The organism is Leucobacter sp. VD1, assembly GCF_037150695.1.
Classification (GTDB): Bacteria; Actinomycetota; Actinomycetes; order Actinomycetales; family Microbacteriaceae; genus Leucobacter.
In genome coordinates, this window is sequence record NZ_JBBCPO010000001.1 from 435571 (window position 1) to 451580 (window position 16010).

Sequence of the window (16010 nt, forward strand, 5' to 3'; positions counted from 1 at the left end):
AACACTTCGTAGTTCATACAGCGCAACATGCGGGCTCCGTGTCGGTGGTGCGGGATAGCGTGTGGATGACCGGACAGCTTCCGGCATCCCACGCCCCCGAACCGAAGGACCAGCATGTCCGCAACGACGTCCCTGCCCAACGCCACGATCCTCGGATACCCGCGCATCGGCCGCCGCCGCGAACTGAAGCGCGCCATCGAGTCCTACTGGAAGGGCAGCACCAGCGAGGCAGAACTCGTGCAGACGGCGCGCGAGCTGCGCGCTGCCACGCGTGCCCGGCTGGTCGAGCTCGGTCTGCCCGCTGCGGGCGGGGCGGTGCCCGAGAGCTTCAGCTTCTACGATCAGGTGCTCGACGCAAGCCTGGCGCTCGGGGCGATCCCGGCCCGGTTCGCCGATGTCGCCGCGGGTGCGAGCGACCTCGAAATCTATTTCGCTCTCGCACGCGGCGACAACGATCACCAGCCGCTCGAAATGACGAAGTGGTTCGACACCAACTACCACTACAGCGTGCCCGAGATCGACGAGCGCACCCCCTTTGCTGCGAACCCGGCAGCCCTCGTCGCACAGCTTGCCGAGGCCGCCCAGCAGGGCATCGCATCGCGCCCTGTGCTCGTGGGCCCCGTCACCTACCTGCTGCTCGCGAAGGCTTCCGACGATGCCGCGCCAGACTTCCGCCCGATCGATCGCCTCGACGAGGTTGTGGCGGTCTACGCCGAGCTGCTGGGCGCGCTCGCCGCAGCGGGTGCCGGGTGGGTGCAGCTCGACGAGCCCGCCCTCGTCTCGGATGCGCTCCCCGTGTCGCGTGAGGAAGCACTCGCGCTTGCCGAGCGCGCCTACGGTGTGCTCGGCGCTGCCGCGGCGGCGGGCGATATCGTGCAGCGCCCGCAGATTCTGCTCACGACGCCCTACGGTGACTCGTCTGCTGCGCTGCTGCGCCTTGCCGCCCTGCCGGTCGAGGCGGTGCACGCCGATCTCGTGCGCGGCACCCTGCCGATCGAGGCGCACGACTCCGGTGCGCTGGCACATGCCTTCACCGGCACGCAGCTCGTTGCGGGCGTCGTCGACGGCCGCAACATCTGGCGCACCGATCTGCGCAAGGCCTTTGGCATCGCCGAGTCGCTGCGCGCCTCGGGCGTCGACGTCGTGGTCGGCACCTCCAACAGCCTGCAGCATGTGCCGCACGATGTGAACGACGAGACGAAGCTCGATGAGCGCCTGCAGTCGTGGCTCGCCTTCGCCGATCAGAAGGTTGAGCAGGTGGCGATCCTCGCCCGCGGCCTCAGCGAAGGTGCCGCGGCCATCGAGGGTGAGGTGGCCGAGGTCGATCGTGTGCTCGCGGATCGCGCGGCCGCTCCTGGGGTGCGCGTCGATGGCATTCGCGAGCGCGTCTCGGCTGTGGCCGCAGCGGATCGCAGCCGCGCCGACGAGGAAGCGCGCCGCGAGGCCCAGCGCGCGCTCGGCATTCCGAACCTCGCCACCACCACGATCGGTTCGTTCCCGCAGACCACCGAGATTCGTCAGGCGCGGGCAGCGTTCACGCGCGGTGAGATCGACAAGGACGCCTACGATGGTTTCCTGCGCGAGGAGATCGAGCGCGTCATCAGGCTGCAGGAAGAGATCGGTCTCGACGTGCTCGTGCACGGTGAGGCAGAGCGCAACGACATGGTGCAGTATTTCGCCGAACTGCTCGACGGCTTCGCGGTCACCGAGCACGGCTGGGTGCAGTCGTACGGCACGCGCGCTACGCGCCCTTCGATCCTGTGGGGCGACGTGTCGCGGCCAGCTCCGATGACCGTCGCGTGGTCGGCGTATGCACAGTCGCTTACGGATCGCCTCGTCAAGGGCATGCTGACGGGCCCCGTCACGATCCTCGCGTGGTCGTTCGTGCGCGATGACCAGCCCCTCGCCGACACCGCCAACCAGGTGGCACTCGCCCTGCGCGACGAGATCGATGACCTCGTCGACGCAGGCATCAAGATTGTTCAGGTCGATGAGCCGGCACTGCGCGAGCTGCTGCCGCTCGAAGCCGAGCGCCAGCCCGCCTACCTTGACTGGTCAGTCGGGGCGTTCCGTCTCGCGACGAGCGGTGCGGCAGCGGAAGTGCAGATCCACACCCACCTCTGTTACTCCGAGTTCGGCGAGATCATCGACGCCGTTGACGGTCTCGACGCCGATGTGACCTCGATCGAGGCGGCCCGCAGCCGCATGGACGTTGTAGAGCCCCTCGGTGATCACGGCTACTCACGCGGCATCGGCCCGGGTGTCTACGACATCCACTCACCGCGTGTGCCCAGTGTTGCCGAGCAGACCGAGCTCATCCGCATCGCCGCGAACCGCATCCCCGGTGAGCAGCTGTGGGTCAATCCCGATTGCGGTCTGAAGACTCGCGGCTACGAGGAAACCGTGGCAAGCCTCACGAACCTCGTGCGGGCGGCTCAGGCGGTGCGCGAAGGAGCGGTGTGACCCCGCGACCCGTTTCGCAGCAGCGGTCAGGGGGCACTCGCGCCCCCTGGCCGGCCACCGGGCTTCCCACTGAGCCCGTCGGTTCACTGCCGCGACCGGCGCGGCTGCAACGCGCGGTGCTTGACGCCGAGACCGGGCTCGCCTCGCTGGCGGAGCTGCGCGCAGAACAAGATCTTGCCGTGCGCGACACCCTCGGGCGTCTCGCCGCGACGGGTTCGCCGATCATCACTGATGGCGAGCAGCGCAGGCACAGCTTCGCGAGCTATCCGCTGGGCACCGCCGATGTTGAGGAGGGCCCCGTCTTCGCGGTGTTCGCCGATGGACACCACAGAGTCATTCCGAGCCTCGCAAGCGCGCCCTTCGCGTTTCGCGCGTGGGCGGCCGACGATGTTGTTGCGGCGCGCGAGCTGACCGATCTGCCGCTCAAACAGGCTGTGATCTCGCCGTCGATGCTGTCGCTGATGGTGCCTGACGCGGGTCTTGGTAACTACTCGCGCGCCGACTTTTTGAGTGATGTTGTTGCGGGCTGCGCCGAAGATATTGTGCGCTGCTTCGAGGCCGGCGCTTCGCGCATCACGATCGACTTCACCGAGGGACGGCTCGCGCTGCGGCGCGATCTGCGCGCTCCGTGGGCGGGGCCGGAAGCCCTCGGGGGCTTCATTGACCTCATGAACCGGGTGCTGGATCGTCTCGCTCCCGAGCAGCGGGCCGCCGTGGGCGTGCATACCTGCCCTGGCAACGACAACGACTCTGCGCACAGCGCCGACGTCGACTACGCCGAGTTGATCCCCGAGCTGTTCCAGATCGAGGCGGGCTACTTTCTGGTGCAGGCCGCTGGGGAGAAGGATCCGGATCGCGTCGCTCGTCTCGTGGGGGCGCAGCTGCGCGGGCGCGCGTCGAGCGGTGCCGCGCCCCGGGTGCTGATCGGTGTGACGAACCCCACGAATCCTCGGTTGGAAACGGCGGAGCAGGTGCGCGATCAACTGGTGCGCGCAGCGCGCTTCGTGCCGCCCGAGCTGCTCGGATCCACCGATGACTGCGGCTTCTCGCCCTATCTCATCGATGAGAAGCCGCGTCACGGCTCCCCGGATTTTGCCCGCGATGTCGCCTTCGCGAAGATCGCAGCGCGCGTGCGCGGCACCGATCTTGCCGCGGAGGCGCTGGCGGGGGTAGCCCCGTGAGCCCGCTGCCGCTCGCGGGCAGCGCAGCCACGCGCGCCCGCTTCTCCTTCGAGGTGTTCCCTGCGCGCAGCGGGGCGGCCGCGCTCGCGCTGGGGCACGCCGTGCAGCACCTGTCTGCGGCAGGGCCAGACTTCATCTCGGTCACTTACGGGGCCAACGGTTCCAATCGCGACGCCTCGCTCGACCTGCTGCGATACCTGCGAGATCACACTGATGCGCTGCCGCTCGCACACCTCACCACCGTCGGCGAGAGCCGCGACGCGGTCCGCGAGACGATCCATCGCGTCATGGACGCAGGCGTGCACGACTTTCTCGCGCTGCGCGGGGATCCGCCGCGAGGTCTCGACGAAGACGCGCCCGCAGTCGCGGGGTCGCTGTCGTCGCTCGAACTCGTCGAACTCATCGCTGAGGCTCGTGCCGAACGGCCGCCGCTGACGAGTGTGGGCCGCACGTCGGTCGCCGCATACCCGAACGGACACCCGCAATCGCGTTCACGTTCGGAAGACATCGACTGGCTCGTCGCCAAGCAGGAGGCCGGTGCACAGTTCGCAATTACCCAGCTGTTCTTCCGTGCGGAAGAGTATCTCTCATTCGTTGACGACGCGCAGCGGGCCGGGCTGCGCATCCCCGTGCTGCCGGGGCTGATGCCGGTCTCGACGAGTGGGCAGCTGCGCAAGGTCGCCTCGCTGGCGGGGCGGCCAGCGCCCGAAGGGCTGGTGCGAGCGCTTGAGGAGGCTGGGGGATACGCCCCGGAATTGGGTGTGGAGCACACGCTCGAACTCGCCCGCGAACTCCTCGCCGGCGGTGCGCCCTCAGTGCACCTGTACACCTTCAACAGGCACGAGCAGGTGCTTTCGGTGCTGCGCGAACTTGAGCTGCTGACGCCAGATCCTGTGGGTTAAGCGCGCTTCACGGAACGGCCCCTTGCTGTGCCCTGCTGGGGTAAGAGACAGTGAGGGGCCGTTGTTGCGTTGACGCCTGGCAGGGTCAGACTGAACGGAAGACCGCCACGACCCGGCCCAGCACTTCAGCGTGGTCGCCGAGGATCGGCTCGAAAGCGCTGTTGCGGGGGAGCAGCCAGGTGTGGCCGTCGCGGCGGCGGAATACCTTAACCGTTGCCTCGCCATCAAGCATGGCCGCGACGATGTCGCCGTTCTCGGCCTCGCGCTGCTGGCGCACGACAACAAAGTCGCCGTCGCAGATGGCCGCGTCGATCATGGAATCGCCGACCACGCGCAGCATGAACAACTGGCCGTCGCCCACCAGCTGGCGGGGAAGCGGCACGATCTCCTCGACCTGCTGATCGGCGGTGATGGGCACGCCGGCCGCAATCTGCCCGACCAGCGGCACGTAGGCGGCCTCTTCTACCTGTTGCGCAGGTGCGTCGGCGATGGCCGCGTTCGTGCTCGCAAGCTCGACGAGGATCTCGAGCGCGCGTGGGCGGTTCGGGTCGCGTCGAATGTAGCCGCCGAGCTCAAGGCGGCTGAGCTGGTGCGTGACGCTTGAGAGAGAGGACAGGCCGACAGCATCTCCGATCTCGCGCATGCTGGGCGGGTAGCCCCTCGACTCAACCGAGCGGGCGATGTATTCGAGGATCGCCTGCTGCTTCTCGCTGAGGGGCTTCCGGGAGTGGGGAACGTCGCTCATCGCTGTCCTTTCCGAGGCCCGAGGGCGGTGATGGTGCCGGTCGATCCATGAATGTCAGTGGTTGCTGATTCAGTGATGCCGTTGCTCGAAACCCTAGTCCCTGTATTCGAACACGGCCAAACACCTGTTCGAGTGTCGCGGAAAAGAACGAAAGATATCTTCGAACAGGCGCTTGTGGTTTCGAATAATCGAAGATATATTCGAAACAGATGTTCGCCCCGATGTGATATTCGCGGGCGTCGCAGAGAACGGAGAAGCCACTATGAGTGCACAGGCAGTTCTGCAGCACGAGTCGTACGAGATTCCCTCAGTGGGAGGCGAAGCAAAACTTCGCCTCACCCGACGAGGGCGCGTGGTATTCGGTTCGCTGCTCACGGTGCTCGTGGCGGCCCTGCTCGCGATGGTGGCGACCTTCGCCGCGCCTCAGGCGTTGGCATCGGTCTCTGCATCCGAGAAGCAGCAGTTCCACTACGTCGTTGCGCAGCCCGGCTCCTCCCTCTGGACGCTGGCCACCGAGCTCGATCCCCAGGCCGATCCGCGCGAGCTCGTGGCCGAGATCGTTCGTCTGAACCAGCTCGACGGATCCGGTATCGAGGCGGGAGACGCGATCGCGGTGCCGTTGCGCTACTCCGACAGCCCGGCTGTTTTCCAGGCTGACGAACTCGGAGTCTGAGCGGGCTTGCCGGGTGCTGGCCCGGGTTTGCCGGGTGTTGTCACGGGTGTGCTGAGTGCGGGTTTGGGTCTGCGGGGTGCGGGTGTGAGTCTGGGCCTGTTGGGTTGGGGTCAGGGTCTGAATCTGCAGGGTCTGAATCTGCCGGGTGTGGCTCGGGGCATGCTGGGCGTGAGTCTGGGGGCTGACGGCTCAGTGGGAGTTGGGTTCTAGACTGGTTCGGTGACCAGTCTGAGTGACCTTCCTCTTCGCGCCAATCTTGTCGGCAAGCAGCCGTACGGGGCTCCGCAGGATCCCGTGCCGGTGAGCCTCAATGTCAACGAGAACACGCATCCCATTCCGGAGGATGTCATCGCCGACATCGTGCAGTCGCTCGCGACCGCGGTGCGCGGGGTCAATCGTTACCCCGACCGTGAGTTCACCGAACTGCGCGAAGCGCTCGCCGGATATCTGGGTCACGGCCTGACCGCCGAGCAGCTGTGGGCCGCGAACGGCTCCAATGAGGTGCTGCAGCAGGTGCTGCAAGCTTTCGGCGGCCCCGGTCGCTCGCTGTTGAGCTTCACCCCCACCTACTCCATGTACCCGCTGCTCGCCTCGGGCACCGACACCGAGTGGGTCGCAGTGGAGCGTCCCGCAGACTACGCGCTCACCCCCGAACTCGTTGTCGAGGCGCTTCGCGAACACCGCCCCGATATTGCGATTCTGTGCGGCCCGAACAACCCCACCGGCACCCCGCTCGACCGCGACGTGATCCTCGCCGCCTACGATGCCTTCGACGGTATCCTCATCGTCGACGAGGCGTACCACGAGTTCGACGCGCAGCACGAGAGCGCTGTCACCCTGCTGCCAGGGCGCCACCGCCTGCTCGTCTCGCGCACCATGAGCAAAGCCTTCGCTTTCGCGGGTGTGCGGCTCGGCTACCTCGCCGCCGACCCTGCGGTGATCGACGCGCTGCGTCTCGTGCGCCTGCCGTACCACCTCTCGGCCCTGACGCAGGCTGCCGCAACAGCAGCGATCCGCCACTCCGAGGAAATGCTTGCCACCGTTGCCGATATCCGTGAGCAGCGCGACAGGCTCGCCGAAGCCCTCGAAGCGCTCGGTTACGCGGTGCACCCCTCCGGCGCGAACTTCCTGCTCGTCGGCGGCTTCGCCGACCCAGACGGAGTCTTCGAGTCGCTGCGTGCGCAAGGCATCCTGATCCGCAATCTCGGCATCGAGGGCCACCTGCGCATCACCGCGGGCACCGAAGCCGAGACCACCGCCGTAATCGACGCCATCACCGCGCTCACGCCCGCGCGATGACGCTGCCGGGCTGACGCCGCGAGCTGACTCCGCATCTGCCGCGGCCCGCCCGGCCCGTGCGCACCGGTGCAATCGAGGTCGTTTCTGGCCGTGTTGCGACAACACCCGGCCAAGAGTGACCCCGATTCTGTGGAGGCCGCAGCGATCGTGGCGTGTGCGTCCGTTGGCCGGGGGCGTGGGTCGGCGCTGGCCGCCGGGGCTACACCGGGAGCGGTTCCCATACAAGTGACAGCTAACTCTCGGGCGCGTGGATAGGCTTGGCGCGATGTCTCAGCACGAACACGACCGCGCGACCAGATCCGAGAACGCTTCGGATGCAGCTGACAATGCCGCACCACAGCCAGAGACGGGTGATGCCCGGCAGACTGCCGCCCAGCAGCCCGCTGCGGCGGTACCCGCCGCGCAGCCGCGCCAGGCAGAAGTCCAAGCCAAGCCGGAAGCTGAAGCCAAGCCGGACGCTCAGGCCGAGCCGGAATCTCAGGCCGAGCCTGACAGCCCTGCCCAGGCCCAGCCCCCGGCTGTGCGGTCTCGCCGCGGCCCGGCGGAGGGGCTCGACCGCCGCACGCTCGAACGGCGATACCGCTTGATGCGCAATGTTGTTGTGCTGCTGGTGGCGCTCGTCGTGGTGCTTACCGGTGTGTCTGTCTCACAGTTCGCGCAGTTGCGGGGCGGCGCTGCGGCAAGTTCGGGGTCGGTGACGGGCGGCACCGACGGTGCTGCGAACGGTTCCGCTTCAGCACCGGACGGATCCGCCGCAGCCGAGAGTTGCGCTGCTCCCGAGCGCCGCGATGCCGCCGACGCGATGGCGCTCGGCGACGTCGATGCTCCCGTGGTGCTGGCTGAGTGGACCGATTTCCGGTGCCCCTACTGCGGGGTGTTCTCGCGAGATACCTTGCCGGTGTTGCTCGACGAGTACGTCGATACTGGGAAGGTGCGCCTTGAGGTGCACGACGTCGACTTCATCGAGGGTGAAGTGTCGGCCCGGGTGGCGGTGGCGGCGCGTGCTGCCGGCGAGCAGGGACGCTACTTCCCGTACCTGTTCGCGGTGTACGAGGCGATGAGCCAGGATCGACCGGCCATCACCGACGCGCTGCTGATCGGCTATGCCGAGGAGGCCGGCGTGGCCGATATCGCCCGATTCACGCGTGATCTCGACAGTCCCGAGCTGCGCGAAGCGGTGCGCGTCAGCAGCGAGCAGGCGAAGCAGCTGGGCGTCGGCGCGGTGCCGTTCTTCGCAGAGACCGCGAACTGTCGGGTGCTGCAGGGCGCCCAGTCGATCGAGCAGTTCCGCAGTCTCCTCGACGAAGCGGTGGCCGATGCCGGTCGTGGTGAGACGGGCGAGTAACGCGAGGTGGAGCTTACGCTGCTCGGTGCGTTTCTTGGTGGCACGCTGACACTGCTGAGCCCCTGTTCGGCGATGCTGCTGCCGGCGTTCTTCGCGTACGCCTTCAGCAGCCCGGGGGCGCTCATCGCGCGCACGGGGGTGTTTTTCCTTGGCCTCGCTACCTCGCTGGTGCCGTTGGGGCTGCTCGCCGGCACTGTCGGTGCGTGGGTGACGATGCATCGCGATGGCCTGATGACCGCGGCGGCAATCGTGGTGATGGTGCTGGGTATCGCGATGATGCTCGGCATCCGCCCGCCCGCCCTGATCGGGCAGCGCGGCGCGAAGAGCACGTCTGTTGCCTCGGTGTATCTGCTCGGCACTGTCTACGGCTTGGCGGGGGTGTGCGCGGGGCCGCTGCTCGGGGCTGCGCTCACCATGGCCGCGTACGGCGGCAACGCGCTGCTCGGCGGTGCGGTGATGCTGGTGTTTGCGGCGGGCATGGCGCTGCCGTTGCTGCTGCTCGCACTGCTGTGGGAGCGGATCCCCGGGGTGCGGCGCCTGGTGCGGCCGCGTGAGCTTGTCATCGGCCGCTGGCGCAACGCTTGGAGCAGTGTCATCGGCGGTGCGCTGACGGTGGGCATCGGGGTGCTGCTGCTCGTTACCCGCGGCACGAGCACGCTCGGCAGCGTGCTCGGATATTCGGAGCAGGCCCGCATCGAGGCTTGGGTGCAGCAGGCATCGGCCGCGATCCCGAACTGGGCGTTCGTTGTCGCCGTGCTGCTGGTCGGCGGCATGTGGATCGCGGTGCGCCAGGCGCTGCGCCCCGATTCCGAGCCGCGTGATCAGGCACCGGCAGCAAATGCGCCCCGCGATCCCCGATAGAATCATGCCCATGACCGCAGTCGCACGCACCGCCTCGCTCGAACGTTCCACGAGCGAGTCGCAGATCAGCTTGAGTCTCGACCTCGACGGCACCGGCACCTCAGACATCGACACCGGCGTACCGTTCTTCGACCACATGCTCACGGCCTTCGCCCGCCACTCGCTCACCGACCTCACGGTGCGCGCTACCGGTGACGTGCACATCGACGTGCATCACACCGTCGAAGACACTGGCATTCTGCTCGGCCAGGCCATCCTTGAAGCGCTCGGTGACAAGAGCGGCATTTCGCGCTACGGCGATGCCTTCGTGCCCCTCGACGAGGCGCTCGCGCAGGCCGTGGTCGATATCTCCGGTCGCCCCTACCTCGTGCACTCCGGCGAGCCCGTCGGCTTCGAGTTCCACCTCATCGGCGGGCACTTCACTGGTTCGATGGTGCGGCACTTCTTCGAGGCGCTGGTGCTGAACGCGCGCCTCACGGTGCACCTGAAGCTGGTTGAGGGGCGGGATCCGCACCACATCGCCGAGGCCGAGTTCAAGGCCTTCGCCCGCGCACTGCGCCAGGCGAAGGCGCTCGACCCGCTTGTCGCGGGCATCCCCTCAACCAAGGGAGCCCTGTGACGGGGAGCGGCGTCGCCGGAGAAACCGAGAACAGGCGCGTCGTCGTTCTCGACTACGGCTCTGGCAATGTGCACTCGGCGGTGAAGGCGCTTGCGAAGGCGGGCGCCGAGGTCGAGCTGACCCGAGATCCGCGGGCGGTCTCCGAAGCTGACGGCCTGCTCGTGCCCGGCGTGGGCGCCTTCGACGCTGTGATGCAGCAGCTGAGAGCTGTGCGCGGCGACGAGATGATCGACCGCAGGCTTGCCGGGGGGCGCCCTGTGCTGGGCATCTGCGTCGGCCAGCAGGTGATGTTCGAGCGCGGCCTTGAGCGCGGCATCGAGACCGAGGGGCTCGGCCAGTGGCCGGGCACCGTGCGCAGGCTCGAAGCTGACGTGCTGCCGCACATGGGCTGGAGCACCGTCGCACCGCCCGAGAACTCGGTGCTGTTCCGCGGGCTTGCCGAGCAGCGCTTCTACTTCGTGCACAGCTACGCCGCCACCGAGTGGACGCTTGAAGGGCGCGGCGCGTCGACGCGGCCGATCGTCACCTGGGCCGAGCACGGCGAGCGCTTCGTTGCCGCGGTCGAAAACGGCCCGTTGAGCGCCACTCAGTTCCACCCCGAGAAATCTGGCGAAGCCGGCATTCAGCTGCTGCGCAACTGGATCTCGACTCTCTGATCTTCGCACCCACACCTCGTACCGAAGGAGCACCGCACACATGAGCGAACTGGCGCAGGGCCCGAAGCTGCAGCTGCTGCCCGCGATCGACATGGTCGACGGCAAGGCGGTGCGCCTGACCCAGGGCGAGGCCGGCACCGAGACCAACTACGGCAGCCCCGTCGATGCGGCGCTCGACTGGATCGAGCAGGGTGCCGAGTGGATTCACCTCGTCGATCTCGATGCGGCTTTCGGTCGCGGCAGCAATGTTGCGGTGGCGCGCAAGATCATCAAGCGCGTCGGTGACGTCAACATCGAGTTCTCGGGGGGTATCCGCGATGACGAGAGCTTGGAGGCCGCGCTTGAAATGGGTGCTCGCCGCGTCAACCTCGGCACGGCGGCGCTTGAGAACCCCGAGTGGACCCGCGCGGTGATCGCCCGCTACGGCGAGCAGATCGCGGTGGGCCTCGATGTGCGCGGGGAGACGCTTGCTGCTCGCGGTTGGACCGAAGACGGCGGCAACCTCTGGGATGTGCTGGAGCGCCTCGAAGAGGCCGGCTGCTCGCGCTACGTGGTGACCGACGTCACCAAGGACGGCACGATGCGCGGACCCAACGTCGATCTGCTGCGGCAGGTGTGCGCGCGAACGTCTCGCCCCGTGGTCGCCTCGGGCGGCGTGTCGAGTCTCGACGATCTTGTCGCGCTGCGCGAGATCGTTCCGCTCGGTGTGGAGGGCGCGATTATTGGCAAGGCGCTCTACGACGGAGCCTTCACACTGCCCGCCGCACTCGACGTGGCTGGTCGCTGACGGATCGCGTTCGCGCGCACGCATGGCTATCAAGAAGCTGCCTTCGACGGGTGACGCACCGCGCTCGACAGGGGTGCCCGAGAGTCTGGTGCCCGGTGGCGCCGCCGATTCTGCAGGGTTTCCGTGGGATGGCCGCACCTTCGATCATCACGGCACCGCGTTTGCCGACGACGACGGCGCGACGCCGGCGGCGTGGAGCACGGCGGTGGCCAGGGTGCGCCGAGCCGCGGCTCGGCTCGCTGCGGGCGAGCCCGGGGCGGATCTCGATGCGCTTGCCGCGGCTCACGCCGATGCGATTGTGGCGCTCTCGAGTGTGCGCCTGCTGATTCCGCTGCTCGCGGAGGCCGGCGAGACGGGGCTGACGCCGGAGGGCCGCGTCGTGGAGAAGTCGCAGGAGCTGTCGATTGTGACGGTCGCCGCGCCTGATGGCAGGCGGGTCATGCCGGCGTTCAGCTCCGTTGAGGCGATGCGCCGCTGGCATGACGAGGCGCGACCGATTCCCGTGCCCGGCCCGCAGCTCGCGCTCGCCGCCGCCCAGGAGGAGACCGACCTCATCATCATCGACGCGGGCACACCTGAGCAGGAGTTCGGGGTGCGTCGCACGCAGTTGCGGGCCGCAGCGCTTGGCGAGCACTGCGTGCCTGCGTGGGCGGATCCGCAGGTGCTCGAGGCCTTCCGGACGTCGATGGCGGGCGAGCCCCGCGTCGCGGAGGTGCTGCTCTTGCCCGGCGATCCCGAGGCGCGACTGCTCGCCCCCGAGACCGACGTGGTGCTGCGGCTTGCGCCGGGGCTGGCGCGAGACGCGTTGCAGCGGATCGTCGTGGAGGCGCAGCAGCGCTGGGCTGCGGATGCGATTATCGCCGAGCGTGTGGATTCGTTGCGGGTGCGGCCCGTCGCTGCGTGAGAGTGGCTGCGGCCTCTCTCGCTTGAACGCCGAACGCTTCGCCGGTGGGTGAGGGCGGTTCGGCGCGTGGCGGGTGTGCGCGTGTCGGCGGCAGCTGTTACGCTCGCGTACACATCGAGCTGGCAACGAAGGGGCGCCACATGACATCTCACACCCCCGCCGCAGCGCCGCGCGCGGAGTGGACCGGGCAGATCGGCTTCATCGTCTCGGCCATCGGTTCCGCAGTCGGCCTGGGCAACATCTGGCGATTCCCAGGCGTCGCCTACGAAAACGGCGGAGGCGCCTTCCTCATCCCGTATATCGTGGCGTTGCTCACCGCTGGTATCCCGATCCTCTTCCTCGACTACGCCATCGGCCATCGCTTCCGCGGTTCGGCACCGCTTGCCCTGCGTCGCATCGCGGGCAAGCTGGGTGAGGGCATCGGTTGGTTCCAGGTGATGATCTGCATCTTCATCGCCGTCTACTACACCGCGGTGCTGGCGTGGGCTGCGAGCTACTTCGTCTTCTCGTTCAGCATTCCGTGGGGTGATGATGCGACAGGCTTCTTCGTCGGCGAGTACCTCAAGCTCTCCGATGCACCGTTCACGATGGAGTTCGTGCCCGGCGTGCTGATTCCGCTGGTGCTGGCGTGGGTGATCGCACTCATCGTGCTCGGTGCCGGGGTGGTCAACGGCGTGCAGCGGCTCAACATGATCGCGCTGCCGCTGCTCGTCGTCGGTTTTCTGGTGCTCGTGGTGCGGGCGCTCATGCTGCCCGGCGCAGCCGAAGGTCTGAACGCGCTGTTCACCCCTGACTTCTCGGCTCTCGCCGACCCGGGAGTGTGGGTGGCTGCCTACAGCCAGATCTTCTTCTCGCTGTCGGTGGCATTCGGCATCATGATGACCTACGCCTCCTACCGCAAACGTCGCTCGAACATGACCACGCCGGGCCTCGTCGTGGCGTTCGCCAACTCCTCGTTCGAGATTCTTGCGGGCATCGGCGTCTTCGCCACGCTGGGCTTCTTCGCCTACCAGCAGGGCATTGCGGTGAGCGAACTCGAAGGGCTCACCGGCGTGGGGCTCGCCTTCATGACATTCCCCGCAATCGTGGCCGAGATGCCTGGCGGCCCGTTCTTCGGTGCACTGTTCTTCGGATCGCTGACACTCGCGGCACTGACCTCGCTGATCTCCATCCTCGAGGTCGTCTTCGCCGGGATCATCGACAAGTTCGGCATCAGCCGCAAGACGGCCGCCTACGGCCTGGGTGGGGTGCTCGCGGTAATCTCCGTCGTGCTCTTTGGCACCACATCCGGTCTCATCGCACTCGACACCATCGACAACTGGGCCAACAACATCGGTATCGTCGCCTCGGCGGTGGTCACCACGATCACCGTGCTCTGGATTCGTCGCGCCGGCCGCGAGCTGAGCGGTCACCTCAGCACCCTTTCCACCTTCAAGGTCGGCCGCGTCTGGCTGTTCCTGGTCTCGGTGCTGGGGCCCGTGGTGCTCGGCTACATGCTCATCGCAACAGTGGTCTCCCTGATCGCCGAACCCTATGAGGGGTACGACCCCGGCTACCTGCTCGTGGTGGGCTGGGGCTCCGTGCTGCTGATGATCGCCGGGTCGATCGTGCTCACGGTGCTGCCGTGGAAGGTCGCACCAGATCGCTTCACCCCCTGGCCCCCGCTCGAGGTGTCCGGGCGCCGGGCCGGCCCAGCAGCCACACTACACCGAGCGGCCGACGCCGCCTCAACCGAGGGAGGTGCGCGATGACTCCGATCGCAATCCTGTTCCTGGTGCTCGCCGCCGTGATCGTGTGGGGCGGCCTCCTGGTGAGCGCCCTGTTCCTCGCGCGGCGGCCAGAGGTCACAGAGTATCCGGCAGGGGGAGACGACCCTGCCGGCGAAGAAGTTTACGATCTGCCGCCCATTCGCGACACGTGAGCGACGCCGGGCAGACAACCCGGATCGTTCACCAGAGGTTGAGTAATAGCACGTAACAGGCGGTGCCGGCCGCGATGCTGAGCAGTGCCCGTCTGCCGAAGAGTAGGTGCACGGCGACGGTCACCGCAGTAGCGATCGCGAGTGCCCAGAGCTCACCGGGGCGGGCGATGAGCTCGTCACGCAGCACCACGACCACCAGGATCAGCAGCAGCCCGGCGGGCATCCAGGTGCCGAGCCGTTGCACGAGCCTCGACTTGCGCAGTGGCTTCAGCACGGCGAACGGGATGGCGCGCAGCCCGAGGGTAATGACACCGCCCAGTGCGACTGCCGCGAGTAGGTACCAGACAGGCGCGTCAGGCATCGTCGTCGCCTCCGCTCGTGCTGCGGGCGTCAGGGTGCCGGCGCCTCCAAAAATGGCGTGCGATGAGGAGGGCCGTGAAGATCATCAGTCCCACAATCAGCGGCGAGTCCGGCGCGACGACGATCGCCACGGATACAGCCAGTCCGGCGAGTGCGATCGACGGGATCTCGCGGCGGCTCCGCACGGCGTCGAGGGTCATCACGATGAACAGCGCGTACAGTGCGAACTCGAAGCCCTCGATCGGGTTGGGCAGTGAGGAGGCGACCGCCGCGCCCACGAGACCGCCGGCCACCCAATACGCCTGCATGGTGAGCTGCCCGGTCACGATCCGCGTCGAACTGAGCTGCTGGGGCGGCATCAGCGCGTAGGTGGCGTAGGCCTCGTCTATGAGCGCGTAGACGGAGTAGGCCCGCGGCCACCCTCGCCGTACATGTGACAGTGGGAAGGAGAGTGCATAGAAGACGTGCCGGAAATTGAGTGCGAAAACGGTGGCGGCGATGGTGATGAGCGGCGTCGCTGAGGCGAGCATGCTCACCATGAGCAGTTCCACCGATCCCGCGAAGATCCCCACTGAGAGTGCAGGGGCGAGCCACCAAGGCAGGCCGGCTTGCACGACCAGCATGCCGAGCGCCACTCCGAGAGGGAAGATGCCGATCCCCACCCCGAGAGAATCGCGCACGCCCTGCGCGACCCCGGCCCGCGCAGGACGCCCCTGCTCAGCGGTGTCGGCGGCGGTCGAAGGCACGGCAGATTCAGGTATCGGCTGATGAGTGGCGGGGGAGACCCGCTCAGATGACCGAGCCGGTGTACTTCTCACCCGGGCCGGCGCCAGGGGCGTCGGGAATGGCGGAGGCTTCGCGGAAGGCGAGCTGCACCGAGCGCAGGCCGTCGCGCAGCGGCCGAGCGTGCGAATCGCTGATCTCGGGGGCGCCGGCAGTGATGAGGCCTGCCAGGGCATTGATGAGCTTGCGTGCCTCATCGAGGTCGGTCTGGGTCTCGGGGTCGTCGGCGAGACCGCACTTGATCGCGGCAGCGCTGAGCAGATTCACCGCGGCTGCGGTGATGACCTCGACCGCGGGCACCTCGGCGATGTCGCGCGCCGCCTGAGCCGCGGTCTGCGCCTCGGCCTCGTGGATCGATACGTCCTGCTGCGGGTTCTCGCTCATGATGTCCTGACTATTCGATGAATATCTGTGCTAAAGTTGCCTGTGGTTCTCGGCTACTTGCCGAGATGCGGAAGAGGAGATTCTCCCACCCGGCACCGCCTTCAAGGTTACCGGGTAGTTGGCACCC

Annotated in this window: 17 protein-coding genes; 13 read left to right on the top strand and 4 right to left on the bottom strand. The window is 67.5% G+C overall.

The window, feature by feature from the left end; genetic code table 11:
- Positions 1 to 114: 114 nt before the first annotated feature.
- From metE to WFL22_RS02125, 3 genes are read left to right on the top strand one after another with little or no spacing between them, the layout of a single operon-like run.
- A complete protein-coding gene (metE, locus tag WFL22_RS02115) occupies positions 115 to 2463 on the top strand; it encodes a 5-methyltetrahydropteroyltriglutamate--homocysteine S-methyltransferase (RefSeq protein WP_336651367.1) in 2349 nt (782 codons plus the stop codon).
- The gene (locus WFL22_RS02120; RefSeq protein WP_336991278.1) at positions 2460 to 3644 is read left to right on the top strand and encodes a hypothetical protein; all 1185 of its coding nucleotides are present in this window, start codon (positions 2460 to 2462) and stop codon (positions 3642 to 3644) included. The genes metE and WFL22_RS02120 overlap by 4 nt, the downstream gene beginning before the upstream one ends.
- Positions 3641 to 4546, top strand: a complete 906-nt coding sequence (locus WFL22_RS02125; RefSeq protein WP_336651365.1) for a methylenetetrahydrofolate reductase — start codon at positions 3641 to 3643, stop codon at positions 4544 to 4546. The genes WFL22_RS02120 and WFL22_RS02125 overlap by 4 nt, the downstream gene beginning before the upstream one ends.
- A gap of 85 nt (positions 4547 to 4631) precedes the next feature.
- Here WFL22_RS02125 and lexA read toward each other — a convergent pair whose 3' ends face one another.
- Positions 4632 to 5291 (bottom strand): transcriptional repressor LexA, encoded by a 660-nt coding sequence (gene lexA / locus WFL22_RS02130; protein ID WP_336651364.1) that lies wholly within the window; start codon positions 5289 to 5291, stop codon positions 4632 to 4634.
- A 262-nt stretch (positions 5292 to 5553) separates the two neighbouring features.
- Between lexA and WFL22_RS02135 the strand changes: the two genes are divergently transcribed.
- The 10 genes from WFL22_RS02135 to WFL22_RS02180 all read left to right on the top strand — a co-directional run bounded on the left by WFL22_RS02135 (position 5554) and on the right by WFL22_RS02180 (position 14356).
- Entirely contained in the window at positions 5554 to 5964 is a 411-nt protein-coding gene (locus WFL22_RS02135; protein ID WP_336651363.1) for a hypothetical protein, read from the top strand.
- 219 nt (positions 5965 to 6183) lie between these two features.
- Entirely contained in the window at positions 6184 to 7263 is a 1080-nt protein-coding gene (locus WFL22_RS02140) for a histidinol-phosphate transaminase (protein WP_336991280.1), read from the top strand.
- A gap of 265 nt (positions 7264 to 7528) precedes the next feature.
- Positions 7529 to 8608 carry a DsbA family protein gene (locus WFL22_RS02145; RefSeq protein ID WP_336991281.1) on the top strand — a complete coding sequence of 360 codons (1080 nt, stop codon included), beginning with the start codon at positions 7529 to 7531 and terminating at the stop codon, positions 8606 to 8608.
- A 6-nt stretch (positions 8609 to 8614) separates the two neighbouring features.
- Positions 8615 to 9469: a cytochrome c biogenesis CcdA family protein gene (locus tag WFL22_RS02150; RefSeq protein ID WP_336991282.1), complete on the top strand. Its 855-nt coding sequence runs from the start codon at positions 8615 to 8617 to the stop codon at positions 9467 to 9469.
- Between the two features lie 10 nt (positions 9470 to 9479).
- On the top strand, positions 9480 to 10088 hold the full coding sequence (hisB, locus tag WFL22_RS02155; RefSeq protein WP_336651359.1) for an imidazoleglycerol-phosphate dehydratase HisB: 609 nt from the start codon (positions 9480 to 9482) through the stop codon (positions 10086 to 10088).
- On the top strand, positions 10085 to 10744 hold the full coding sequence (gene hisH / locus WFL22_RS02160) for an imidazole glycerol phosphate synthase subunit HisH (protein WP_336991283.1): 660 nt from the start codon (positions 10085 to 10087) through the stop codon (positions 10742 to 10744). Before hisB ends, hisH begins: the two co-directional genes overlap by 4 nt.
- Before the next feature lie 40 nt (positions 10745 to 10784).
- The gene (gene priA, locus WFL22_RS02165; RefSeq protein ID WP_336991284.1) at positions 10785 to 11531 is read left to right on the top strand and encodes a bifunctional 1-(5-phosphoribosyl)-5-((5-phosphoribosylamino)methylideneamino)imidazole-4-carboxamide isomerase/phosphoribosylanthranilate isomerase PriA; all 747 of its coding nucleotides are present in this window, start codon (positions 10785 to 10787) and stop codon (positions 11529 to 11531) included.
- Between the two features lie 22 nt (positions 11532 to 11553).
- Positions 11554 to 12435: an SseB family protein gene (locus WFL22_RS02170; RefSeq protein WP_336651356.1), complete on the top strand. Its 882-nt coding sequence runs from the start codon at positions 11554 to 11556 to the stop codon at positions 12433 to 12435.
- 140 nt (positions 12436 to 12575) lie between these two features.
- Positions 12576 to 14186 (top strand): sodium-dependent transporter, encoded by a 1611-nt coding sequence (locus WFL22_RS02175; protein ID WP_336991286.1) that lies wholly within the window; start codon positions 12576 to 12578, stop codon positions 14184 to 14186.
- A complete protein-coding gene (locus WFL22_RS02180; RefSeq protein WP_336991287.1) occupies positions 14183 to 14356 on the top strand; it encodes a methionine/alanine import family NSS transporter small subunit in 174 nt (57 codons plus the stop codon). Before WFL22_RS02175 ends, WFL22_RS02180 begins: the two co-directional genes overlap by 4 nt.
- A gap of 28 nt (positions 14357 to 14384) precedes the next feature.
- On the opposite strand, the gene WFL22_RS02185 is transcribed toward WFL22_RS02180, so the two are convergent.
- Genes WFL22_RS02185 through WFL22_RS02195 form a run of 3 tightly spaced genes read right to left on the bottom strand, consistent with a single transcriptional unit; the run spans position 14385 to position 15883 of the window.
- The gene (locus tag WFL22_RS02185; protein ID WP_336991289.1) at positions 14385 to 14717 is read right to left on the bottom strand and encodes a branched-chain amino acid transporter permease; all 333 of its coding nucleotides are present in this window, start codon (positions 14715 to 14717) and stop codon (positions 14385 to 14387) included.
- The gene (locus WFL22_RS02190) at positions 14710 to 15462 is read right to left on the bottom strand and encodes an AzlC family ABC transporter permease (RefSeq protein WP_336991290.1); all 753 of its coding nucleotides are present in this window, start codon (positions 15460 to 15462) and stop codon (positions 14710 to 14712) included. Before WFL22_RS02190 ends, WFL22_RS02185 begins: the two co-directional genes overlap by 8 nt.
- A 43-nt stretch (positions 15463 to 15505) precedes the next feature.
- The gene (locus WFL22_RS02195) at positions 15506 to 15883 is read right to left on the bottom strand and encodes a DUF1844 domain-containing protein (RefSeq protein ID WP_336991291.1); all 378 of its coding nucleotides are present in this window, start codon (positions 15881 to 15883) and stop codon (positions 15506 to 15508) included.
- Between the last annotated feature and the right edge of the window lie 127 nt (positions 15884 to 16010).